This window comes from Streptomyces paludis (assembly GCF_003344965.1).
GTDB classification, from domain to species: Bacteria; Actinomycetota; Actinomycetes; order Streptomycetales; family Streptomycetaceae; genus Streptomyces; species Streptomyces paludis.
In genome coordinates, this window is the sequence record NZ_CP031194.1 from 5,045,430 (window position 1) to 5,068,424 (window position 22,995).

Sequence of the window (22,995 nt, forward strand, 5' to 3'; positions counted from 1 at the left end):
CGCGCACGCCTGACCCGTACGCCCCATCGCGCACGTCTGACCCCGACGGCGGCGGCACCCCTCCGGTGCCGCCGCCGTTCGCGTTCTCATGCGGCTCTCACCCGGGCCTTAACTCCTCATCACAACGGGCCCCTAACTTCACGCCCATGTTCTTCACCTACCTCAGGCGCGAGCTGCGCCGTCGCAGAAAGGCGGCGCTCGTCGTCGCCTCGGGGCTCGCCCTGGGAATCGCCCTGGTCATCGTCGTCAGCTCTGTCTCCACCGGCATGAGCCAGGCCCAGGACAAGGTCCTCCAGTCGCTGTACGGTCTCGGCACCGACATGACCGTCACCAAAGCCGCCACCCCGCCCGGCGAGGGCGGTACGGCGCAGCGCCCGCGCTTCGAGTTCGACGCCAACGACGGCGACTCCGAGCAGAGCAGCGACCGGGTGATGGTCCAGGGCTTCCAGACCCTGGCCTCCTCGACCGTCACCGAGGTCGGTGACCAGAAGGGCGTCTCCGAGGCCGTCGGCGGTCTCAGCCTGAACGTGGTGAAGATCGACGGCCAGTTCTCGCGCGGCGAGATCACCCCGCAGGAGGGCACCACCGGTGGCGGCGGGGGCGGCGGCGGTCCCGGCGGTTACGGCGGCGGTACGGGCGGCAACGGCGGCGGCGAGGTCCGCGGCGGTGGCGCGGCGTTCGACGTGAACGCCTACACCGTCTACGGCGCGGACGTCACCGTGACCGGCCTCGGCCCGCTCACCTCCTCCAAGATCACCAAGGGCCGTACGTTCAAGACGACCGAGACCGACGCGGCCGTCGCGGTCCTCGACAGCGCGTACGCCAAGGAGAAGAGCCTCGCCGTCGGCAAGACGCTGACCATCGCCAAGACGAAGTTCACCATCATCGGCATCGCCACCGCCGACAGCGGCGACGCCGCCGCGAACGTCTACATCCCGCTCAAGAAGGCCCAGACCCTGGCCGACGCCAAGAACAAGGTCACCACGGTCTACGTCAAGGTCACCGACTCGCAGCAGATCGACACCGTCAAGGCCGCCATCCAGAAGAACATCTCCGGCACGACGGTCACCACCTCCGCCGATCTCGCCGACACCGTCTCCGGCTCCCTCTCCACCGCGTCCAACCTCGCCTCCAACGTGGGCAAGTGGCTCTCCATCGCCGTGCTGATCGCCGCGTTCCTGGTGGCCGGTCTGCTCACCTCGTCGGCGGTCAGCCGCCGCGTACGGGAGTTCGGCACGCTGAAGGCGCTCGGCTGGACCAGCGGCCGGGTCACCCGGCAGGTCGTCGGCGAGGCGCTCGTCAACGGACTGCTCGGCGGTGTGCTCGGTATCGCGCTCGGCGTCGGCGGCGCGTACCTCGTCACGGCCATCAGCCCGACCCTCACCGCCGAACTCGCCTCCGCCGGACGCGGTGGCGGTATGGGCGGGGGCATGGGCGGCCCCGGCGGCATGGGCCCCCAGGCCGCGGCCAAGGCGGTCGACATCGCGCTCAGCGCGCCCGTCGCGCTCAGCTCCGTGGGCATCGCGGTCGCCCTCGCCGTGACCGGCGGGCTCGTCGCGGGCGCGTTCGGCGGCTGGCGGGCCTCGCGGCTGCGCCCGGCGGACGCGCTGAGCCGTGTCGAGTAGCGCGGGCGTGCTCGCTCCGTACGGTGCCGATCCGGCGCGCGTGGTCGTGCCGTACCGCGTCACCGTTCCGTATCGCCTCGCCGTTCCGTACCGCGTCGTCCCCTATCGCATTCCGTACAGCAGGAGTTGAACCGTGTACCAGCTCAGCGGCGTCACCAAGCGCTACACGCGCGGCAAGAAGACCGTCGACGCCCTCGCCGGGGTCGACCTGACCATCGAGGACGGTGGCCGCCTCGTCATCCAGGGCCCCACCGGCGGCGGCAAGTCCACCCTCCTCCAGATGCTCGGCGGGCTCGACCGGCCGACCCAGGGCACCGTCGAGTTGGACGGGATGAACCTGGGCGGACTGTCGGAGGCCAAGCTCACCAAGGTGCGTGCCGAGAACATCGGCTTCGTCTTCCAGAGCTTCAACCTCATCCCCACCCTGACCGCCCAGGAGAACGTCGAGACCGCTCTCGTCCCGCTCGGCATCAAGACCGCCGACCGGCGCGAACGGGCCGCGCAGGCACTGGAGTCCGTCGGGCTCGGCGAGCGCGCCGGGCATCTGCCGAGCGAACTCTCCGGCGGCCAGCAGCAGCGGGTGGCGATCGCCCGCGCGCTCGTCAAGCAGCCGAAGGTACTGCTCGCCGACGAACCCACCGGAAACCTTGACGAATCCACCCGTGACGACATCATGGAACTGCTCGAAGGGCTCTGGAAGGAGCACGGGCTGACCTTCATCATGGTCACGCACGACAGCTCGATCGCCCGCCGCGCACCCCGGCTCGCCACGATCCGCAAGGGCAAGGTGACGATCACCGAGAACGCCGCGGCCTGACCGCCGCCGAACGGTCCCTCCCTGCGCGGGCGGGACCGTTCGGACGTCCGGACGTCCCCGTAACCCCGGGGCGTCATCACTTCCGTACGCGTAGGTTCGAGCCATGCTGATCACTCTGGGAAGCCCGCCCTCGGACACCGAGACAGACGCCTGGCACGCGGTGGTCGTGGCGGCACACGACCGTGATCTCCCCGCCGCGGTGCCCGAGCCCAGCAGGACCGAGACGGCCGGCCGGCTGCGGGTGCACTCCGTCGGCGGGCCGAGCACCCATCTCGCGATGACCGCGTCCGACGGGTCGTACCAGGGTGTCGCCTCGCTCCGGCTGTTCGACGAGCCGGAGAAGCGCCGCACGGCGTTCCTCACCGCGCTGGTGGTACGGCCCGACGCCCGGCGGCGCGGTGTCGGCGCCGCGCTCTGGGCCGAGATACGGACCCGGCTCGCGGCGGCGGGCCGCGACTCGGTCGCCGCGGTCCTCGAAGTCGGCGGCGCGGGCGAGGCGTTCGTGGACAGCCTCGGCTTCACGAATGTGCTGCCGCTCGGCTGGTACGTACAGCGCGTACGGCAGACGCTGGAGGAGATACCGCCGCCGGTGCTCCCGGCCGGCCTGCGCTTCGTGGAGTGGACGGGGGCCGTACCCGACGCGTACGCCGACTCGTTCGCCCGCGCGCACGCGTCGATGGACGACGCGCCGGCCGGCCGCCTGGACGATCCGCCCGTCCGCTGGGACGCGGAGCGTGTACGGGCCGCCGCGCGCGTCATCGAGGCGCGTGGCGGCGTCATCCACACGGCGGCGGTGGTGGACGCGGACGGCGCGATCACCGCCTACACGGAAGTGGTCCTCGCGGACCCCGGTGACACCCGCGCACTCCAGTACGACACGGTCGTCGTCCCCGGCAGCCGGGGCCACGGGCTCGGCCGCGCGGTCAAGCGCCACCTGCTGGAGAGCCTGTGCGCGGCGCGGCCCGAGCTGCGGGAGATCAGTACGACGGTCGCGGACGGGAACACGGCGATGCTCGCGGTGAACGAGTCGCTGGGGTACCGGCGGGAGCGCCCGGCGGGGATCTTCCAGATGAAGCTGTAGCGGGGGGAGCCTTCAGGCCGCGCTCCCGGCCGCGGTGGCCGTCCGTGCCCGGGCCCTGGTCGCGGCCCCTCCCGCCGGGGGCCCCGGTCGCTACCCTCCGCAACTCGCGCGCGGCAGGCGGTACGCCGACCCCAGGCGGTAGTCGCCCGGCTCCGTGACCGTCAACTTCGTCCAGTCGCCGTCGCGTTGGACGCAGGCGCCGGGGGCGTGGAGCCAGGGTGAGTACGCGATCCGTACCGTCACCGAGCCCGCCGCCGGCAGGCGTACGGTCAGCTCCGCGTCGTCGCCGCGTACGACCGTGGCCGGTGCCGGGACCAGCGGTACCGCGTTCCGTACCCGGTAGACCGTCCAGTCGGCGTCGCCCCACACCCGCTCCAGCCAGTCGGGCCCCGACGCGACGAGCGCCGCCTCGGCCTCGGCCGGGCCGTCCGGCTTTCCGTGCGGGACGACGACGAGACCGACCGCCCAGCGGTCCAGCCAGGCGCGGTACGCGGCCGGGTCCAGGGTGTCGGTGCCGGTGTGGTTGGCGTAGAAGAGGCGTCCGCGCTCGACGTCGAGCTGCCGGTTCCAGCCGCGCGCCATGTTGACGTGCGCGGCGAGGACATCCGCCTCGCGGTGGTTGCGGGCGGGCACCACCTCGACCCGGGTACGGTCCGCCCCCAGCCGCTCCAGCGCGGCGACCACCCCGTCGGTGCGGGTGGCCCAGCCGGGCACGACGGTGGACACCGCGAGGTCGTCGTCCGTCTTGCTGAGCAGCCAGTACGAGTTGAAGGCCACCCCGCCCGCGAGCAGCGCCGGGAGCACGGCGGCGAGCACGGCCGGGCGCGCGACGGCCGGGCGCCCGGCCCGGCGCCACGCGCGCGGGGCGGTCCGGGCCAGGTCCCGCAGCGGGCCCACCCCGCGCGTCAGCAGTGCCGCGAGCAGCACCGGCGGGCCCGCGAGCCCCACCAGCCGCTCCACGTTCGTGCCGACCGGCGAGGACACGAGGAACGTCAGGACCACCCCGAGCGCGTACACCGCCGCGCCGTACCGCACCACCCGCCACGCGCGCGGCGCCGCGCAGCACAGGACCGCGCAGACCAGCAGCGGTGTGGTCAGCTTGCCGGGCGCCATCGGCTGCTCGCCCTGGAAGGGGAACAGCAGCGTCGTCGCCCCGACGACCAGCGCGGGCGGCACCAGCAGCGAAGCGCCCCTGACCCACTGCCGGTCCAGCGCGTACGCCGCCCCCGCCACCACGAGGAACAGCCCGGCGACCGGGCTGGCCAGGGTGGCGAGCGCCGCGAGGGCAGAAGGGAGGGCCGCCCCGAGGGCCGCCCCGGGGGCGCGGCGCTGTACGAGCAGCAGCGCGAAGAGGCCGATGGCCACGCCCAGCGCGAATGTCGTCCGCCCCGACGCCACATTGCACCAGAGGGCCACCGCGCCGAGGAGCGCCGGCCACAGCGCCCGGGGCACGCCGGTCCGTACGAACAGCGCGGCCATCGCCCAGGTCCCGGCGAGGCCCGCCAGCACGGAGACCGTACGGACGCCGAGGAGCGCCATCAGCGGCGGCGCGAGCACGCTGTAGTTGACGGTGTGCATACCGCCGTACCAGGACAGGTTGTACGCGGAGCCCGGATGCCGCGCCATGAAGCCCGCCCACGCGAACTGCGCCGCGAGATCGCCCCCGCCGGTCGCGAGGAACGCGGCCCACACGGCGTACAGCGGGACGGCGCCGGCAGTCACGAGGAGCGGCATCCGCCACCACGGCCGGGGGCGCCCCTGCCCCTGCTCGGGGGCCGGGTCCGGGGCCTGCGCCGGGGTGTTGTCGCGTTCGGCCGCCGCCGTACTGTCGCTGGTCCACACGGGTGTCAGCCTAGGGCGTCAGTACGGCTCCCGTACGTACGGCGGGACCGGTCAGCGCCCGCAGAGTTCGGCGAAGCGCCGCGTGTCGATGTTGCCGCCGGAGAGGATCACCCCGACCCGGCGGGGGAGCCGCTCGACCCGGCCCGCGAGCAGGGCGGCGAGGGCGGAGGCGCCGCTCGGTTCGAGGACGGTCTTCAGCCGTTCGAAGGCGAACCGCATGGCGTCGCGGATCTCGTCGTCCGTGACCAGCGCGATGGAGTCGACCAGCCGCCGGTTGACGGAGAACGTCAGCTCACCCGGGATGTCGGCGGCCTGGCCGTCGGCGATCGTACGGGGGACCGGGATCGCGACGCGCTCGCCCGCCGCCAGCGACCGCTTCGTATCGTCGCCTGCCGCAGGCTCGACGCCGACCACCCGGATCCCGGGCAGCAGCCCCGTCGCGGCGGTGGCGCTGCCCGCGATCAGCCCGCCGCCGCCGACCGGCACCACGAGCGCGTCGAGCGGGCCGGCCTCCTCGATCAGCTCCAGCGCGGCGGTGCCCTGCCCGGCGATGACCTGCGGGTGTTCGTACGGCGGGATCAGCGCCAGCCCGCGTTCGGCGGCCAGCGCCTCACCGATGGCGACACGGTCGCCCGTATAGCGGTCGTACGTGACGATCTCCGCCCCGTACCCGACGGCCGCCTCCCGCTTGGAGGCCGGGGTGTCCTCCGGCATCAGGATCACGGCGGTGGTGCCCAGCTCCCGCGCGGCGAGTGCGACGGCCTGGGCGTGGTTGCCCGAGGAGTACGCGGCGATGCCGGCGGCCAGCTGGTCCGGCGAGAGCCGGGAGGCGGCGTTGTAGGCGCCCCGGAACTTGAACGCGCCGACGCGCTGGAGGTTCTCGCACTTGAGATGGACCTCCGCGCCGACAAGCGCGTCCAGCGTGCGGGAGCGCAGTACGGGTGTGCGGTGGGCGACGCCCTTGATCTGTTCGGCGGCGGCGCGTACGTCGTCCAGGGTGACCGGGGGTGGGGGAGTCATGGGCGGGGCGCTCCGTCCGGGAGGTTCGTGGGTGAGTTGGCGTTGTTGCCTGTGCCGGACTGCGCGCGGGCGTCGCCCAGGTAGTGGTACGCGGAGGCCCGGGAGATGCCGAACCGGGCCGCGACCTGCTCGACCGCCCGCCGTACGGCGAAGACCCCGCGCTCGTCCAGACTCCGGAAGAGCGCCAGCCGCTCCGCCCGGTCGAGATCCGCCCAGGACTTGTTCTGCCGCAGTTGGTGGGCGTCGACCATGGCGTCCACGACGGAGTCGATGTCGTTCCCGAAGGTGGTGGCGGGCATGGCCGTAAGCGGGGCGACCCCGGCGATTTCGCCGATCACGGCATGTGCCTGGTTGACGGCGGTCACGTCGAGGTTGACGCACAGCGCTCCGAAGACCGTGCCCGCCGAGTCGCGCAGGATCATCGTGGAGGACTTGACGATCTTTCCGCTCTCCGTACGGGTGAGGTAGTTCACCTCGTCGGTGGCCTCGTCGCCGCGCGCCAGCAACCGCATCCCGATCTCGCTCATCGCCCCGCCGACCCGGCGCCCGGTCACGGCCCCGGCGATCGCCACGACCGAACGCTCCGGGCGGCGGTAGTCATGGATGACGACCTCGCAGAACGAGCCGAAGGTGGCGGCGATCCCGTCGATGACGGGGGTGAGCGAGGCGATGATCGCGTCCTGCTCGTGCTCCTGCTCCCGCTCCCGGTCCAGCTCCCGCCCGATCTTGCCGGTCTTATCGCTCTTAATTTTCTTCGGGACGGTCATCCGGGCGCCACCACCTTCGTTCTGCTATGTCTCTGGCCGCTGCTCTCCTGGACTGGTTGTCCAGAGGTTGGATTTAAAATCTAACCCCTGGGTCCGGGTCACGGCAAGACCACCCGCCCCGCCCGCAGCTCCAGCCGCCCGCCCGTGAACCGCGCGCGGAAGCGCCGGTCGTGGGAGACCGCGACCACCGCCCCCGGGAACCCGGCGAGCGCCTCCTCCACCTCCTCCACCAGGTCAGGCGCCAGATGGTTCGTCGGTTCGTCGAGAATCAGCAGGTCCGCCGGACGGGTCACCAGCCGGGCCAGTGCCAGCCTGCGGCGCTGGCCGACCGAGAGCGCGGCCACGGATACGGCCAGATCGGCCGGGCGGAAGAGACCGAGGGCCAGCAGCTCGTCCCCGTACTCCTCCGGCGGTCCCGGACGGCCCGCGGCGAAGGCGTGCAGCAGCGGGCGGCGGGACGGGACGGCGGGCAGCTCCTGGGCGAGATAGCCGATCAGGCCGCGGTGGCGGACCGTACCGCCGCCGGGTTCCAGATCACCGGCCAGGACCCGGAGGAGGGTGGTCTTGCCCGCGCCGTTGGGGCCGGTCACCAGCAGCCGTTCGCCCGCACGGACGCGGAGGCCGGGGACGCGCAGGCGGTCGGCGACCGTGACGTCGGTCAGTTCGGCGACGGTGGTGTCGTCCGTACCCGTACGGGCGCTGTCCGGGGTACGGGGTGAGGTGGGCGCGGTGAACGCCGCCGTGAACCGCAGCGGCTCCGGCGGCGCCGGTACCGGGGCGCGCTCCAGCCGCTCCAGCCGCCGGCGCGCCGCCCGTACCTGCCCGGACAGCTTCGCGTCATGCGCGCGGCGGTGCTTGCCGAAGCCCTGGCGCGGGTCCTTGCCGGTGGCCGCGAGGCGCTGCCCGGCGGCGCTGGACAGCTCCCGCGCGCCGGCCACCTCGGCCAGCCACGCCAGGTGCTCCTGCTGCCGGCGCAGCCGTTCGGCGGCCTTGGCGGCGCGGTAACCGGCCCAGCCGTCGCCGTACCGGCGCACCGTCCGGGTGTCCCGGTCGACTTCGAGGACCGTCGTCGCGATCCGCTCCAGGAACGCCCGGTCGTGGGTGACGGCCAGTACCGTGCCGCGGTGGGCCCGCAGCCGCTCCTCCAGCCAGGCGGTGGCCCGGTGGTCGAGGTGGTTGGTGGGTTCGTCGAGCAGCAGCAGTTCGGGGGAGGCGGCGAGGACGCACGCGAGCGCCAGCCGGGACCGCTCCCCGCCGGAGAGCGAGCCGAGGGTGCGGTCGCGGGTGATCCGGGCGAGGCCGAGGCCGTGCAGGGCGGCTTCGACGCGGGCGTCGGCGCGGTAGCCGTCGCGCTCCTCGTAGGCGGTCAGCAGCTCGCCGTACGAGGCGAGTTGGGCCGCGCTGTCTGCCGTATCGCCTACCGCGCCGCTTGCCGTACGGTCCGTGATGGCGCTCGCCGCGCCGAGTGCGGACTCGGCCGCCGCGATCCGGCGTTCGAGATCCCGCAGCTCGGCGAGGGCGTCGTCCACGGCGTCCTGGACGGTACGGTCCGGGCCGAGGCCGAGGGTCTGGGCGAGATGGCCGACCCCGCCCGGGAACGAGACCGTCACCTCGCCGGAGTCCGGGTGCTCGGCCCCGGCCAGCAGCCGCAGCAGCGTCGACTTGCCGGAGCCGTTCTCCCCGATGACCCCGGCCCGCTCACCGGGCCGTACGGTCAGGGAGACCTGATCGAGAACCGATCGGTCTCCGTATGCCTTCGATACATCTTTGATCGCCAATTGGGCGCGTTCGCGCATGACTCTTCCTGGGGTGTCGCTGGGACTGATCCGGACCCTGAAGTGCGGGTCCGGATCACAGGAAGAAGTAGTGCTTGAACATGCCGTCCACCGTAGCCGCGCGATCCGGCGCGGCCCACTGGTTTTATCGCTGGCCGGGCTTTGGCGTGCTGGGCTTGGTGGTCTTGCAGGGCTTGCCCGGCTTGACGGGGAGGTGGGCGCGGTAGTCGAGCGCGTACGCGAGCTTGCCCGGCTTCGCCTCGGTGACCGGCGTACCGAGCTTGCCGAACTCGCCGCCGGTCGCCTTCTTGCCGTCGTTCCACTGCGCCATCCGGCCCAGCTCGTCGGCCGTGCGGCCATCGGCGATGACGGTGTCGCCGGGTGTCGCCGACATCGCCTCGGAGGCGGCGCGGATCGCGGCGAGGTACGAGTCCGTGGAGGTCAGGTCGTACGAGGCGAGGTTCACCCGGTCACGCAGCCAGGTGCCCCACTGGAACTCCAGGAACTCCGCCGCGTCGGCGGGCGGCTGGTAGCCGATGTCACGGGTGAAGTAGACGAGGCTGCGGTAGCGGTCGTCGTGGAACCGCGCCAGGCCGAGGCGGCTGGGCAGCTGCTGGACGGTGATGGGGCGGTTGTTCTCGTCGCGCAGCCGGACCCACTTGCGCTCCTGCATGGTCTTCCAGAACGCGGTGGTGGAGAGATTGCTGAGGTTGGCCGTGACGCGGAGCCGGATGTGGGTCTTCGGGCCGCCGCCGGGCGTCTCCAGGAAGGACGTCAGCGAGTGGTGCCCGTCAGTCAGATAGAGGGTGCGCCCGGGGCCGACCACGACGGTCTTCATCGCGGCGCGGGTCTCGGCGGTCTCCTTGCCGACGGGCACGGTGCAGGTGAAGGACGACGCGTCGGAGATCTTCGCGTTCGGCTGCACACTTGCGGCCTTCTCCTGGCCGTTGGTCTCGCACCAGTCGTCGAAGCGCTTGTTGAAGTTGCCGTTGGCCTCGTCCTTGGTGGAGCTGTAGCGGCCGAGCTTGTAGTAGATCTGGTCGAAGCCCACGGTCGGCTGGGTGGGGCGCAGCTGGTCGAGCGTGACGTCGAGGAGGTCACCGGCCTGGGGGGCGGCGGGCTTGGCGGGCGTGGCGGGCTTGGCCGGGGCCGGCTTCGGGGCGGCCTTCTGAGGGGCGGCTGTCTGAGGGGCGGCCGTCGCCGTACCGCCGCCTGCCAGGGCGCCGCCGAGGGCCAGCGCGGCCACGGTCAGGGCCGTCACCGGGCGCCGGGCGAGAGCGTTCTGGGGGCGGGTCGAGGTGGTCATACGGACTCCACGTGTCTGCGGGCGGGACGCGCTGGCGTGGGGGTGCGCGGCGGGTGGGGAAGAATCGGTTCCTCATCCACTCATCCCTGCCCGCCCCATCCGGTGGATCCTGCCGGTCGCTCAGGTGGCCGCCCGGTGAACGCCGTCGTCGGCGCCGATATGGGTGATGTGGGACCGCAGCAGCCAGACGCCGTAGCCGACCGGGAAGACATAGACGCACGCCTGCCACCAGTCGGGCGCCGCGCCGGGCGAGTGGATGCTGAAGAAGTTGCCGGACCAGTGGACGACGACACCCGGCCAGACGGAACCGGTCGCGTACCGCAGCGTCGCGCAGCCGAACCCGAAGAGCGATGTGGACAGCACCTGCCACAGCGTGTTGTCGAGCGGCGAGCCGAAGAACAGATAGTTCTGGAAGTGGCCGACACCGAACAGCACGCCGACGAGGACCGACGTCCGCGCGGGCCCGAGCGGGGCGGCGGCCCGCTGCACCAGACCGCGGCTCTGGAACTCCTCGTTCACCGAACCCCAGAACAGCAGGACCACCCCACCGACGAGCGTTCCCGGGCCGCCGGAGACACCGGCGGCGGCGTACGAGCACTCGACGAGCAGCAGCGGTACGGCGAGCCACCAGCGCCGAGGGGCGCCCAGGGTCGCCACGCCCGAGGAGCGCAGCCACCCCCAGCGCCACAGCAGGCCCAACACGGCGACCGCGCACGCCACGTTGACGAGCGCCGAGCCCAGGTCGGGGAACCAGCGCGGTGCCAGCGGCGGCAGGATCACCTCGGCCACGAGCAGCAGGACGGCATGCCACGCGAGCGTCAACTCGACGGCACCCAGGACCGGATGGCGTACGACATGGAGCTTCCACCGTCGGACCATGCGAGGACGGTAGCGGCTGCCGGGGGAGTGCGGCAGGGGAGGCGGGGTATGACCGCCTCCCCTGCGGTCACTGGCTGGGCGGGACTTCCGCGTTCAGTGCGACGGTGTTCGTGTACAGGACACGGCCGAAGGACGCCACCTTCGCCAGCGCCCACCACTCGCCGGAGGCCCCGGCCGGACCCGGGTCCGGCGCGGTGGTGACGGTGAAGTCCAGGGCGGTCGTGGCGCCGGGCGCGAGCGCGAAGCCGCGCAGCCGGGGCGCGAGGGTGAGCGGGTCGCCGGGCGCGCCCCAGGTGCCGTACGGGCTGATGAGGTGGGCCTCCCCGCGCACCTCGCCCGCGGTCGGGTTGGCCAGCAGCAGCGTGAGCCGGCCGGGCCCGGGGCGGGTGAGCCGGGCGCCGAGGTCCAGCGGGGCCGCCGGGTCCTCGGGTGTGAACGGCAGCGCGTCCTCCAGCAGTTGGCCCTCCTCGTCACGTAGGCGCGCGGCCACGAAGTACGTGCCCGGCGCCGCCGCCGAGTCCCGGCGTACGCGGATCTCGAACTCGGCGTACTCGCCGGGCGCGAGGTCGTAGTCGAGCGGCGGCAGGGGGAGCGCGCTGAGGCCGGGCGGGAGGTCGAGGGTGACGGTGCCACGGGCGGGCCGCGCGGAGACGGAGACGGTGATACGGAAGGCGGCGGTGTCGGGTGTCTCTGCCGTTCCCGCCGTTCCCGTCGTCTCCAGTCGCGTCAGGCGGATGTTCGTGGGGAGGCCGCCGATGGGTGCGGGGCCGGTGTTGTGCAGCCAGTAGCGCGCGAAGACGGGCTGGACGGGCTCGTGGGCGGGCGACGGCCGCTGTTCCTCATGGCCCGCTTGCTGCTGTTGCTGCCGCCCGTCCGGACGGTGCAGGGGTACGGCCGCGATCGTCGCGATGTCGGCCGCGCCGAGGGGGATCCGTACCGCTCCGTCCGTACCGCACTCCAGGGCGGTCGGTGCCGGGGCGGTGGAGTGCTCCAGGAGGTCGGTGCGCTCGGGCGCGGCGAGGCCGCCGTACACCCGGAGTTCGGCCGTGACGGGGCGGCCCTGCGTCTCGTACAGCCGGACCGTCAGGCCGTCGCGCGCGGGTGCCGTGTCGCCGGGCAGGCCGGACGACAGCGGGTTGCCGCGCGGCTTGAGCGCGCTGAGGCCGACCGTGGCCGGGGCGACCTCGACGAGCGAGACGCGCGGCGGCAGTTGACCGGGGGAAGGGGCGGTGGCGGTGGCCAGCAGCGGGTGGTTCGCCTCGTGGCCCGCCCGTACGAAACCGGCCTGGCGCCAGTCGCCGGGGCCCGCGGTGAGGCTGAAGCGGAAGTCGTGGCTCCAGTGCTGGAGGTTGAAGCCGCTGCCGTCGGGCGCGGTGCGCCGCTCGCCGTCCAGCCAGACCCCGGCCGGCCAGTCGGTGCACGCGCGCATGAGGGTGAGGTGGAGGCTTCCGTCGGGGGTGGCGACGGAGCTGGGGGTGCCGTGGTTGAGGAGCGCGGCGGAGTAGTCGCAGGCGGGCTCGGCGGTGGTCGGGAGCCCGGCCGGTACGGGGACGTCGACGGCGCCGTCGACGAGGTCGGCCAGGGTGTCCCCGGCCCGCACGATCAGGACCGGCAGGTCCCGTACGCCGCGCAGGTCGGCGCCCGGCCGCCAGGACGCGTGCCGGGACCGTTCGGCCGGGACGAAGACCCGCCCGTGCGCGGCGAGTGCCTGCCGGAACTCCGGTGCGCAGGAGGCGAGGACGGCCTCGGCGAACGGGTTGTCGGCGGGATTGTCAGTGGTGGGTGTCACTCTGATGTCGGGCAGATTCGAGTCGGCGTCGAGCGAGCCGTAGCGCGGGCTGTCCGGACGGGTGCTCGTGGCGGTCACGCCGCGGGCGACGAGACGGGTGAGCAGGGGGCGGACGTGAAGATCGGCGGGGGCGATCACTTCGGCGATGCCGAAGGCGTGGTGCAGGGTGGTGCCGTCGGCGCCGTGCAGGGCGACGCGGGCGGTGGTGGAGAGGCCCGACCAGGTGTGGGCGGGGTTGTCGAGGGTCCACATATGTTCGGCCGCGTCGGAATCCGGGAAGCCGAACGGCCGCCCGATGGCGGCGAATCCGACCTCCGAGACGGGCAGCGTGCCGGGCAGATCGAGATCGAAGCGTACGCGCAGCAGCCGGTCCTCCCCGATCGAGCCGTCCACACGCGTGTGGAAGTCGACGCGCTCGGAGCCGTGCAGCAGCGTGGCGGTCTGGGTGAGCCGCAGCCCGTCGAGCGGCGTCTCGGTGACGAGGCGCTCGCCGAGGGGAGAGCGCTCGACGCGTACGGACGCGGCGGGCCGGTCGCCCGTGCGGTGCGAGGCGGGCCCCTTGGGGAGCAGATGCCAGGGGCCCTCGCCCCAGACGGGGTGGGTGGTGTGCTCGTCCTGGAGGGTGAGTTCGGCCCCGACGCCGTTGGGGCGCAGCAGTTCGCGGCCGTCGCGCAGGTCGGTGATACGGGTGAGGACGCCGCCCCGGGCCGGGTCCGCCTCGATGCGGAAGCGGTCGTTGGCGGCGGCGGTGGCGCCGGGGACGGGGGTCCAGGCGGCGGGCTGGTCGTGCGTTTCCTCTTGTACCTGATCGGTTGGCTGCTCGCCCTCCGCCAGGGGGGCCAGGTGGTACACGCGGTGGCCCAGGGAAGGCACGTCGCGGGCGAGGAAGGTGACGGTGCCGGCGCCGGTGGCGGAGGGGACGGTCACGGAGGGGACGGTCTTGCCGTCCGTGTCGCGTACGACGACGGGCCGGGAGCCCGTAAGGCCCTCGACCGGCAGGGTGTCGTGAGGCAGCGTGTCGAGGGGCAGCGTCACGAGCCCGTCGCGTTGCCACGAAAGGGTGTTGGCGACAAGCACGGCCTGCCCCTCGCCGCGCGTGTCGGTGTGGCAGGCGAGGGCGCGCAGGGCGGTCGTCCGGACGCGGTCACCGAGTTCGTACGCCTCGCGCCAGCCGCCGACGAGGTCCAGGTACACCTGGTCGGACTCGGTCCCGGTGATGGCGTCGTGGTGGGCGCCGTAGGCGAGTTGGCGCCACGCCTTGTCGAGGTCGGCCGCCGGGAAGGACTCGCCGAGGAGCGCCGCCAGGGTGGCGAGCCGCTCGCCGTCGAGGACGGCGGTCTCGGCGGCGCGCTGGGCCTGCTTGGTGTCGATGTAGGAGACGTCCTTGCCGGTGAAGACCGGGTTCATGTCGCGGGTCTGCGGGCTGATCCGGCGCGCTGGCGATCCGGTTCCGCCCGCCGACTCACGGCGTACGGCGGCGAAGAAGTCGCGCGGCAGCCCCATGGTGAAGCGGGGCCAGACGTACTTCTCCGACCAGGCGCGGTGGATCTCCGTGCACCAGCGGGAGGGCACATTGTGGTCGTGCCCGACGGGCAGCAGGACGTTGCGGGTCGCGGCGACTTTCTTGAGCGAGGCGAACTGGTCGTAGGCGGCGGCCATCGCCGCGTCGAGCGACTCGGTGCGGTGGATGGCCCAGCCGGCGGTGTAGTGCCCGGCCATGTAGTGGGTGAGGACACCGCGCCCACTGGGCGAGATCCACTCGAACTCGGAGGGGAACTCCATCCGTTCGATGTCGCCGGTGTGCCCGACGGGGCCCGAGTTGTGGAAGGGGCCGCGCGCCCAGGCGCTGGAGTCGAGTCCGGCGTCCGCCAGCAGCCCGGGGTAGGCCGGGTCATGGCCGAAGACATCGAGCTGCCAGCCGGAGCGGGGGTCGCCGCCGAGGATGTCGCGCTGGTAGCCGACGCCCATGACGGTGTTGCGGATGGTGGACTCGGGGTGGGTGAGATTGGTGTTGGGCTCGTTGTAGCTGCCGCCGACGAGTTCGATGCGGTCGTCGCGCAGGAAGCGGCGCAGATCGGCCCGGTCGCGGGGGAAGGCGTCCCAGTGCGGCTTGAGGTAGTCGATCTCGGCGAGGACGAAGCGGTAGTCCTCGTCGTGGCGGGCCGCGTCGAGATGGGCGCGGACGAGGTCGAAGGCGCTGCGGACGTGCGGCGGGCGGAGCCGGTCGACCCAGGGGAGGTCGGGCAGTTGGTGGCGGATCTCGGTGAAGCCCGCCTGGGTGTTCCACCAGACCGGGTCGTAGTGGAAGTGCGAGATCATCCACATCGTCCAGCCGGTGGCCGAGGCGACCACGCTGCCGCTCCCGACGGCCTGTCCGCTTCCGCCGGCCCGCCCGGCGCCGGTGCCCGAGCCGCCGCCGCTCCCCGGGCCTGTGGTCTCCTCCCACACCGCCGTGACCCGGTGGACCGAGCCCTCGGGCGCGGGCGCGGCGATCACCACGCCCGCCTCGACGACCCGCTCCTCGCCCGCCGCCAGCGCCGGTACGGGCACGGGCGCGGGCGTGGAGACGGTCGGGCCCTCGACGCGCAGCCGCGACGGTCCGGTGCCGGCCCCGGGGCCGGCCTGCACGGTGACCCGTACGACCTGGCGGGGGGCGTGTGCCGGGCCGGTGAACAGGTCGGTGGACCGGACGTCGCGGATGCGCATGCGGGAGGGTGCCTTTCGTCGTTCGGTGTGCTCAGGCCGTTGGGGTCGCTCAGCCGGTTATGGCCATGGCGGTTACGGCGGTTGAGGCGGCTACGGCTGCGGCTGCGCGGACGCGGGTCAGCGCCTGGTCAGCCGTACGGAGAGGCCGTTCGCGGTGTAGACCGGCTCGGCGCGGTATCCCTTGGCGGTGACGGTGACGGTGTCGAAGCGCCCGCGCAGCTTCCGGGCGCCGATGACGGGGACGGTGCGGTCCTTGAGTCCGGTCCTGGCCCCGGCCGCGGTCGCGGCCTGCTCGGCGTCGAGGTTGATGACGAGCGCGCTGCCCCGGCTCAGGACGGCCTCGTGGGCGACGACGAGCGCGGGGTCACGGTGGGAGGCGCCGGGGGTGATCTCCAGGATCGTGCCCGCCGACTGCGTGTAGCCCCTGCGTATCTGTACGCCGCCGTTGGCGGACGCGGTGCGCAGGGTCCCGCCGCGCACCTGCACGTCGCCGCGGCCCAGTGCGTGCGGGGACGCGGCGGTGAGGGTGCCCTCCTGGACGACGGTGCCGCCCGTGTACCGGTTGGCGCCGGTCAGGGTGAGCGCGCCGGTGCCGCGCTTGGTCAGACCGCCGCCGCCGTCGATGTCGTTGCGCCAGGTGTCGGCGGCGCGGAAGCCGCCGCCGGCCGCGTCCAGGGTGACGCGTACATCCCGGTCGAACGCGGCGTAGCCGTCGGCCGCAGCGAAGAGGTCCAGGCGTCCCCACAGTTCGCTGCCGTCCAGCAGGACGTATCCGGAGGGCAGCGCGGTGGTGCGCAGCACCTCGCGGCGCTGGGCCGCGTCGAGGTAGGGCAGCCGGGTCTCCAGCAGCACTTCGGCGCCCTTGGGCACGGTCATCGGCCGTGCGCGGCCGTGCCGCCGGGGCAGCACGTAGGTCAGCCGGGGGGTGACGGCGGCGGCGTTGGCGGCGCGGTCGGCGTACGGGTCGGTGGCGGTGCCCGCCGCGTGCGCGGTGGCGTACAGGGTGTCGGCGGTGCTGCCGGTGCGCGCCCGGAAGTAGGCGGCGGCCTGCTGGACGGCGGCGGACTTGAGGTCGGCGTTGCGCGGGTCGGACAGGGCGGCGGCGGCCAGCGCGGTGGCCATGGTGCGTCCGCTGATGACGTCGACGGTGGAGTGCATGCCGGCGACGATGCGGCTGTGGCTCAGCTCGGACGCGCGGGCCACCAGCTCCTGGAAGCGCTCGGGGACCGCGTACGCCAGTGCCAGGCAGGCCAGGTAGAAGGCGTTGGTGTGGCCGCTGGGGTAGCCGCCGTCCTCGGTCGGTGTGCTGCTGCGCTGGCGCAGCAGCTGCGGGACGACCACGACGTCCGACCGGTAGACGGGGTAGCCGAGGTCATCGGTCCGCCCGGTGTCGACGACCTTGCTGTCCTCGGTCATGCGCCAGGGGCGGGGGTACTGGTAGGCGAACTTGCTCGGGTTGCTGGAGGCGGACGGCCCGCGCAGGGTGTTGACCAGCTCGACGACCTTGCCCAGCTCCGAGTCGGGCGAGCCCGCGCCGATCGCGGACCCGGCGGGTGCGCCGGCCGGGACGGCGTCGTTGATCTTGGTGTCCGGGACGGTGTCCGGGGCGGCGGTGATGCTGGTGACGGCCTTCGCGCCGGCGCGGTACAGCTCGGCGAGCGGGCCGAGGCCGCCGATCGCGGCGTAACTCTGGTCCTGGCGGTCGTAGATGAACGCCTGGCGGGCCTGCGCGTCGGTGCGTGCGCGGGTGATGCGCGCGCAGTAGCGCATGTTGGCGCGCAGGACGTCGGGCTGGAGCGGGGTGCCGGTGTTCCAGGCGTCGCCGGTCTTCCACACGTCGGCCATGCCGCCGAGGATCCGTACGACGGCGTTGGTCTCGGGGGTGAGGTTGGCGACGGTGTTGGTCGTGTAACTGTCGACGAAGGCGGCGGTCCGCGCGGCCGTGGCGGACGCGGCGGAGTTCGCGGCGGGCGCGGCGCCGGTCAGCGGCGCGGCGGCGGCCGTGGTGGGGTGCGTCAGCCAGGTCAGCACGGTCGGGGCGGTGACCAGTGCGGCGGAGACGCCCGCGGAGCGCAGCAGGAAGCCGCGCCGTCCGAGCGTGTCGGGGCCGGCCGGGGGGAGGGTCGTCATGCGGTGCTCTCCTCATCGTCGAAAGCATCGGGGGCGCCGGGTGCGGCCACGGCTCCGAAGGCCCGGGAGACTTCGGTCACGGGGGCTCCGAGGGTTCCGGGGGCTTCGAAGGCGCCGCGGGCGCGGGGTCAGGTGAGGGGCCGGGCCAGTGCGACGGCCCCCTCGACGGGCGGCACCCGCAGGGGGTGCGTCCGGGTGTCCGGGAGGGCCAGGGCCAGGGCCTCGGTGAAGGCGGTGTACAGGGCGGGTTGCGCGAGTACGGTGCCGCCGGCGACGACGACATCGGCCACCGAGGCCCCGCGTGCGGCGAGCCGCACGACGAGTTCCGCGAGCGCCCGCCCGCCGTCAGCGATCACCGTACGGGCGAGGGATGAACCCGCGGCGGCCGCTTCGAAAACGCTCGGTGCGTGGCGGCCCCACTCGGCGGAGAAGGAGGCCGCCGCCTCCAGGGCGGCACCCAGCGCGGGCACTTCGGGTACGTGGAGGGAGGCGGTGAGCAGCCGGGCGAGTTCGTCCGGGGGTTCGGCCCGGTCGTGGGCGGCCCATACGGCGCGGGCGGCCTCGCGGACCAGACCGGCCGAGGCGCCCTCGTCGCCGAGGGCCGCGCCCCAGCCGCCGACCTGGACGGCGGTGCCGTCGGGCAGCCGCCCGACGGCGACCGAGCCCGTACCGGCGACGAGGCCCACGCCGTCGGGCAGTCCGGCGGCGGGCGCGAGGAGTTCGGCGTCGCCCACGACCAGGCAGGGCACACCGAGCCGGGTGTGGAGGGCGGCGCGAATACCGGCGCACTGCCGGGGGGTCTCGCAGGCGTGACCGCCGACGGCGACCGCGGCGGGCGCGGTCCCCGGTGGCAGGGCATCGTGGATCAGGGCGGCGAGCCAGTCGGCGGCGCCCGCGGTGTCATGCGGCCGCCAGCCGTCGCTAGGACGGACATGGTCGGTGACGGTGTCCGCCCCCGCGCAGGCGCGGAGGTGGGTTTTGGTGCCGCCCACGTCGATTCCGACCGTGAGGGGCGGGGGGACCTGCACGGGGCCTCTTTCGTTGCGCGGTACTGCGCACGGCGGGCGAACCGTGGCGGGAACTGCGGGGGTTCGGTGCGGTGGAACGGTGGATGGAACTGCTGAGACCGCTGCGCGGCAGGCGAGTACCGCGCAGTTGATTAGGAAATTAACTAACGAAGTAGGGTGCGTCAAGAGGTGTGACACAGAGGTCTGACAACCGGAACCTCGGGACGCGCGACCCGGGCCAACGACTCGCAGACGAACGACTCGCAGGCCAACGACTCGCTCCGGGCCGGACGGCCGGACCACACTGTCCCACCACACGATCCACACGACCCGCGCCACCGCACGACCCGCGCCACCGCACGATCGACCACAGCACCCGATCCACCCCACCACCCGACCGCACAGGGGGACGCATGCAGTTGACCGAGAGCGCCGGCACCGTCTTCACGGTGCTGGCCGACGCCGGGGTCGCGACCAGACCCCAGCTCGCCCTGCGGGCCGGCCTGTCAAAACCCACCGTCTCCACCGCCGTCGCCGAGCTGGAGTCCGCCGGGCTCGTCGCCCGCTCCGGCACTTCCTACGGCGGCATGGGGCGGTCCGCCGCCGTGTACGGGCTCGGCCGCAGCGCCGGATCCGTGCTCGCCATCGACCTCGGCTCCACCCACACCGAGGTACGCGGCTGCGCCCTGGACGGCACCGTGCTCGCCACCCGCAGCACCGACGGCGACCCGAGCCCGCGCGAGGCCGTGCGCGCCGTGCTCGACAGCCTGCCCGGGACGTCGGTCCGCGCCGCCGTCATCGCCGTGCCCGACGTCGCCTCCGTACGGGACGGCGCGCCGCCCCGGCCCGCCACCCCGCGCGTCGCGGCGGCCGTCGACGCGCTGGAGCTGCCCCGGGACATCCCGGTCCACATCGAGAACAACGTCAACTGCGCGGCCCTGGCCGAGCTGCACGAGGGGGCCGCCCAGGGCCGCGACACATTCGGCTATCTCCAGGTCGGGTACGGGATCGGCCTCGGTCTCGTGGTCGGCGGCCGGGTGCTGCGCGGCGCCAACGGCGCGGCCGGCGAGATCGCCCGGCTGCCCTACCCCTGGGCCGACGGCCGGGACTCCGTCCACGAGGGGCTGGAGGCGTACGCGGGGGCCCGTTCCCTGCTCCGGCGCGCCGAGGCGGCCTGGCGCCCGGCGGACGGGCCCTGCCCGCGTTCCGCCGAGGAGCTGTTCGCGCTCGCGGCCGAGGAGACCCTGCCCGGTGGGGCCCCCACCGGGCAGGCGCGGGCCGCCGAGTTCGTCGCCGCGCACGCCCGCGAGGTCGGCCGGCTGGCCGCCGCCGTGGCCGCCGTACTGGACCCGGGGCTGATCGTGCTCGGCGGGGGCATCGGCGCGAATCCGCAGCTCCTGCCGGGGGTACGGGCCGAGCTGGCCCGGCTCAGCTGGCCCACCGAAGCGGTCAGCAGCATGGTCGGCGAGAGCGGGACGGTGGCCGGTGCGACCAGGCTCGCCGTGGCGCGTGGAGTCCGAACCGTTACCGGAGGGTAGGGGTCCGGCCATTGACTCCTTCCGGCCATTCGGTGAATATCTCGGCAAGCGCTTACCGAGTCGGCTGGAATCCGACTCCGGATGAGGCGTCCCGCCGTGCTCCAGAGCACGGCCGCCGTACGAGGGCGTGCTCGTACGGTGAACGGCCCGTCACACCGGTCGCGTTGACCGGCGGTCGGACCGGGGACCCCCCGTCCGTCAGGAGTGCACCGGCCGGGCGAGGCCGCTGCTCCCGGAAGCGCACCCCGAGGGAACCCGTACGGCACCGGCCGGCGGCGTATCCGACACGCACACCCAGGGAGACACCCAGTGGGCCACACCATCTCGCGCAGGAATCTGCTCCGTTCGGCGGGCGTGGTCGCCGCCGCGACGACCTTCGGCTCCGTCCTCACCGCCTGTTCGGGCACCGGGGCGGGCACCACCGGCGGCGATCTGACCATGGCCTGGTGGGGCAGCGACGAGCGCCACACCGCCTACCAGAAGGCACTGAAAGCCTTCACCGCGAAGAACGCCGACATCAAGATCAAGCCGCGCTACTCGGGCTACGACGGCTACTTCGACAAGTTCAACACCCAGGTCTCCGGCGGCAGCGCCCCCGACCTCGTCCAGATGGACACGGCGCTGGTCGCCGCGTACGCCAAGAAGGGCGTGCTGGCACCGCTCGACGAGTACGTCGGGAAGTCCCTGGACCTGACCGGCTTCTCCAAGTCGCTGCTCGCCGCCGGCACGGTCGACGGCAAGCTCTACGGAGTGCCGTCGGGCATCGGCGTCAACATCGTCACCATCAACGTCACGGGGCTCAAGGAGCTGGGGCTGACCGAGCCCGACAAGGAGTGGACCTGGGAGGAGCTGAAGAGCTACGCCGCCAAGATCTACAAGGCCAGCGGCGGCAAGATCTTCGGCGTCGACGACGGCGGCGGCTCGACCAACCAGGCGTTCGACATCTTCGCGCGGGAGAAGGGCCAGAACCTCTACACGGCCGACGGCAAGCTCGGCTACACCAGGGAGACCCTGGAGGAGTGGTGGACCTACTGGGCCGAGATGCGCAAGATCAACGCCTCGGCCGGCGGCGCCGTCACCTCCTCCGCGCACAACGACCTCACCAAGAACGCCGTGGTCATCGGCAAGGCGATGATCACCTTCGACTCCGGGCTCAACAACTCCGGCGGCTCGATCACCGGCGCCACCCTCGACTTCGTCCCCACCCCGCAGGGCGGCTGGTCCGGCGCGCGCGAGGGCAACTACGTCAACGGCGGAGTGCTGCTCAGCGCGACCAAGCGCAGCTCGCGCGTCGCCGACTCGGTCAAGATCATGTCGTACTTCGCCCAGGACGAGGGGGCGATCAAGGACATGGCGCTGCTGCGCGGCATCCCGCCGACCGACAAGGCCCGCGCCCTCGTCGCCCCCGAGATGACCCCGAACGACAAGCGCGCCTCGGACGCCGCCGCCTATGTCTCGGACCGGGTCGCCAAGGCCACCGACGCGCTGCCCGCGCCCGTCGCCCCGCCCGAGGGCGCCAACCAGATCACCGAGCTGCTGTTCCAGTCCAACCTGGCGATCGCCTTCGGCAAGAAGTCGGTCAAGGCCGCCCTGAGCGAGTACTTCGACCAGGCCGAGAGCATCCTGTCGGCGTAACCGACCCGCACCGGGAGATTCCACGCGCCGACAGACCGCGCGAGCAGCGAGCCAGGAGAAGCCAGGGAGATGAGTGTGACCACCGAGACACTGCACAAGGCCGGGGAGGAGCCGCCGGCCGCGGCGGCCCCCGCCGGCCGCGAACGCGACCGGGAGCGCGAACGCAAACGCGCGGCCCGCCGCCGCGCCGGGGGCTGGTGGCCGTTCCTCTTCCTGGCACCCTGGTTCATCGGTGTGTTCGGGCTGGTCATCGGGCCCATGCTCGACTCGCTCTACCTCTCCTTCACCAACTTCGACCTGCTCACCCCGGCGCAGTGGACCGGCGCCGACAACTACACCCGGATGTTCACCGAGGACCCGAACTTCTGGCAGTCGGTCCGGGTGACACTCGTGTACGTCGGGGTCTCCGTCCCCCTCAAGCTCGCCCTCGCCCTCGGCGTGGCGATGCTCCTCAACCGGCCGCTGCGCGGACTCGGCTTCTACCGCGCCGCGTTCTATCTGCCGTCGCTGCTCGGCGGCGCGGTCGCCGTCGCCATCATGTGGCGGCAGATCTTCGGCGAGGACGGGCTGTTCAACGCGGTGCTGGGCTGGTTCGGCATCGAGGGCCAGGACTGGATCTCGTCGCCCGACACCTCCATCTACACCCTGATCCTGCTGGCGGTCTGGCAGTTCGGCACCCCGATGGTCATCTTCCTGGCCGGCCTCAAGCAGCTCCCGAAGGACGTGTACGAGGCCGCCGCCATCGACGGCGCCGGACCGTTCACCCGCTTCCGCCGGATCACGCTGCCCCTGCTGACACCGATCGTCTTCTTCAACGTGATCCTCCAGATCATCGGCTCCTTCCAGACGTTCACCCCCGCGTATGTCGTCAGCAACGGCAGCGGCGGCCCGATCGGGTCGACCATGCTCTACTCGCTCTACCTCTACAAAAAGGGCTTCGCCGACTTCCAGATGGGATACGCCTCCGCGCTGGCGTGGGTGCTGTTCCTGGTCATCGCCCTGTTCACGGCTGTGAACTTCATCGCCAGCCGCTACTGGGTTCACTACGACGACTGACCAGTCGGCGAGGAGTACGTAC

Annotated in this window: 15 protein-coding genes; 6 read left to right on the plus strand and 9 right to left on the minus strand. The window is 73.0% G+C overall.

Annotated elements, in window-relative coordinates:
• Positions 1-146 precede the first annotated feature (146 nt).
• The 3 genes from DVK44_RS22400 to DVK44_RS22410 all read left to right on the plus strand — a co-directional run bounded on the left by DVK44_RS22400 (position 147) and on the right by DVK44_RS22410 (position 3,523).
• Complete coding sequence (locus DVK44_RS22400) at positions 147-1,625, plus strand: ABC transporter permease (RefSeq protein WP_114661270.1); 1,479 nt, start codon at positions 147-149, stop codon at positions 1,623-1,625.
• A gap of 133 nt (positions 1,626-1,758) precedes the next feature.
• Positions 1,759-2,442, plus strand: a complete 684-nt coding sequence (locus DVK44_RS22405) for an ABC transporter ATP-binding protein (protein ID WP_114661271.1) — start codon at positions 1,759-1,761, stop codon at positions 2,440-2,442.
• Between the two features lie 103 nt (positions 2,443-2,545).
• Positions 2,546-3,523: a GNAT family N-acetyltransferase gene (locus tag DVK44_RS22410; protein WP_114661272.1), complete on the plus strand. Its 978-nt coding sequence runs from the start codon at positions 2,546-2,548 to the stop codon at positions 3,521-3,523.
• A 90-nt stretch (positions 3,524-3,613) separates the two neighbouring features.
• Here the strand turns inward: DVK44_RS22410 and DVK44_RS22415 are convergent, their stop codons facing one another.
• From DVK44_RS22415 to DVK44_RS22455, 9 genes are all read right to left on the minus strand, one after another.
• Entirely contained in the window at positions 3,614-5,257 is a 1,644-nt protein-coding gene (locus DVK44_RS22415; protein ID WP_114665362.1) for a hypothetical protein, read from the minus strand.
• Between the two features lie 159 nt (positions 5,258-5,416).
• The gene (locus tag DVK44_RS22420) at positions 5,417-6,385 is read right to left on the minus strand and encodes a pyridoxal-phosphate dependent enzyme (RefSeq protein WP_114661273.1); all 969 of its coding nucleotides are present in this window, start codon (positions 6,383-6,385) and stop codon (positions 5,417-5,419) included.
• Positions 6,382-7,152 carry a helix-turn-helix transcriptional regulator gene (locus DVK44_RS22425; protein WP_114661274.1) on the minus strand — a complete coding sequence of 257 codons (771 nt, stop codon included), beginning with the start codon at positions 7,150-7,152 and terminating at the stop codon, positions 6,382-6,384. Before DVK44_RS22425 ends, DVK44_RS22420 begins: the two co-directional genes overlap by 4 nt.
• Before the next feature lie 98 nt (positions 7,153-7,250).
• Positions 7,251-8,948 carry a ribosomal protection-like ABC-F family protein gene (gene abc-f, locus DVK44_RS22430; RefSeq protein WP_114661275.1) on the minus strand — a complete coding sequence of 566 codons (1,698 nt, stop codon included), beginning with the start codon at positions 8,946-8,948 and terminating at the stop codon, positions 7,251-7,253.
• A 124-nt stretch (positions 8,949-9,072) separates the two neighbouring features.
• The gene (locus DVK44_RS22435) at positions 9,073-10,233 is read right to left on the minus strand and encodes a ParB/Srx family N-terminal domain-containing protein (RefSeq protein ID WP_114661276.1); all 1,161 of its coding nucleotides are present in this window, start codon (positions 10,231-10,233) and stop codon (positions 9,073-9,075) included.
• A gap of 120 nt (positions 10,234-10,353) precedes the next feature.
• Positions 10,354-11,112 (minus strand): CPBP family intramembrane glutamic endopeptidase, encoded by a 759-nt coding sequence (locus DVK44_RS22440; protein ID WP_114661277.1) that lies wholly within the window; start codon positions 11,110-11,112, stop codon positions 10,354-10,356.
• A gap of 67 nt (positions 11,113-11,179) precedes the next feature.
• Positions 11,180-15,607 (minus strand): glycoside hydrolase family 38 N-terminal domain-containing protein, encoded by a 4,428-nt coding sequence (locus DVK44_RS37710; protein ID WP_114661278.1) that lies wholly within the window; start codon positions 15,605-15,607, stop codon positions 11,180-11,182.
• Positions 15,608-15,724: 117 nt separating this feature from the next.
• The gene (locus DVK44_RS37715) at positions 15,725-17,737 is read right to left on the minus strand and encodes a phosphatase PAP2 family protein (protein WP_114661279.1); all 2,013 of its coding nucleotides are present in this window, start codon (positions 17,735-17,737) and stop codon (positions 15,725-15,727) included.
• A gap of 128 nt (positions 17,738-17,865) precedes the next feature.
• Positions 17,866-18,765 carry an N-acetylglucosamine kinase gene (locus DVK44_RS22455; RefSeq protein ID WP_114661280.1) on the minus strand — a complete coding sequence of 300 codons (900 nt, stop codon included), beginning with the start codon at positions 18,763-18,765 and terminating at the stop codon, positions 17,866-17,868.
• Positions 18,766-19,157: 392 nt separating this feature from the next.
• Between DVK44_RS22455 and DVK44_RS22460 the strand changes: the two genes are divergently transcribed.
• The 3 genes from DVK44_RS22460 to DVK44_RS22470 all read left to right on the plus strand — a co-directional run bounded on the left by DVK44_RS22460 (position 19,158) and on the right by DVK44_RS22470 (position 22,973).
• Entirely contained in the window at positions 19,158-20,282 is a 1,125-nt protein-coding gene (locus DVK44_RS22460; RefSeq protein ID WP_114661281.1) for an ROK family transcriptional regulator, read from the plus strand.
• A 309-nt stretch (positions 20,283-20,591) separates the two neighbouring features.
• Positions 20,592-21,917 carry an ABC transporter substrate-binding protein gene (locus tag DVK44_RS22465; RefSeq protein ID WP_114661282.1) on the plus strand — a complete coding sequence of 442 codons (1,326 nt, stop codon included), beginning with the start codon at positions 20,592-20,594 and terminating at the stop codon, positions 21,915-21,917.
• A gap of 69 nt (positions 21,918-21,986) precedes the next feature.
• Entirely contained in the window at positions 21,987-22,973 is a 987-nt protein-coding gene (locus tag DVK44_RS22470; RefSeq protein WP_114661283.1) for a carbohydrate ABC transporter permease, read from the plus strand.
• The last annotated feature ends 22 nt before the right edge of the window (positions 22,974-22,995 follow it).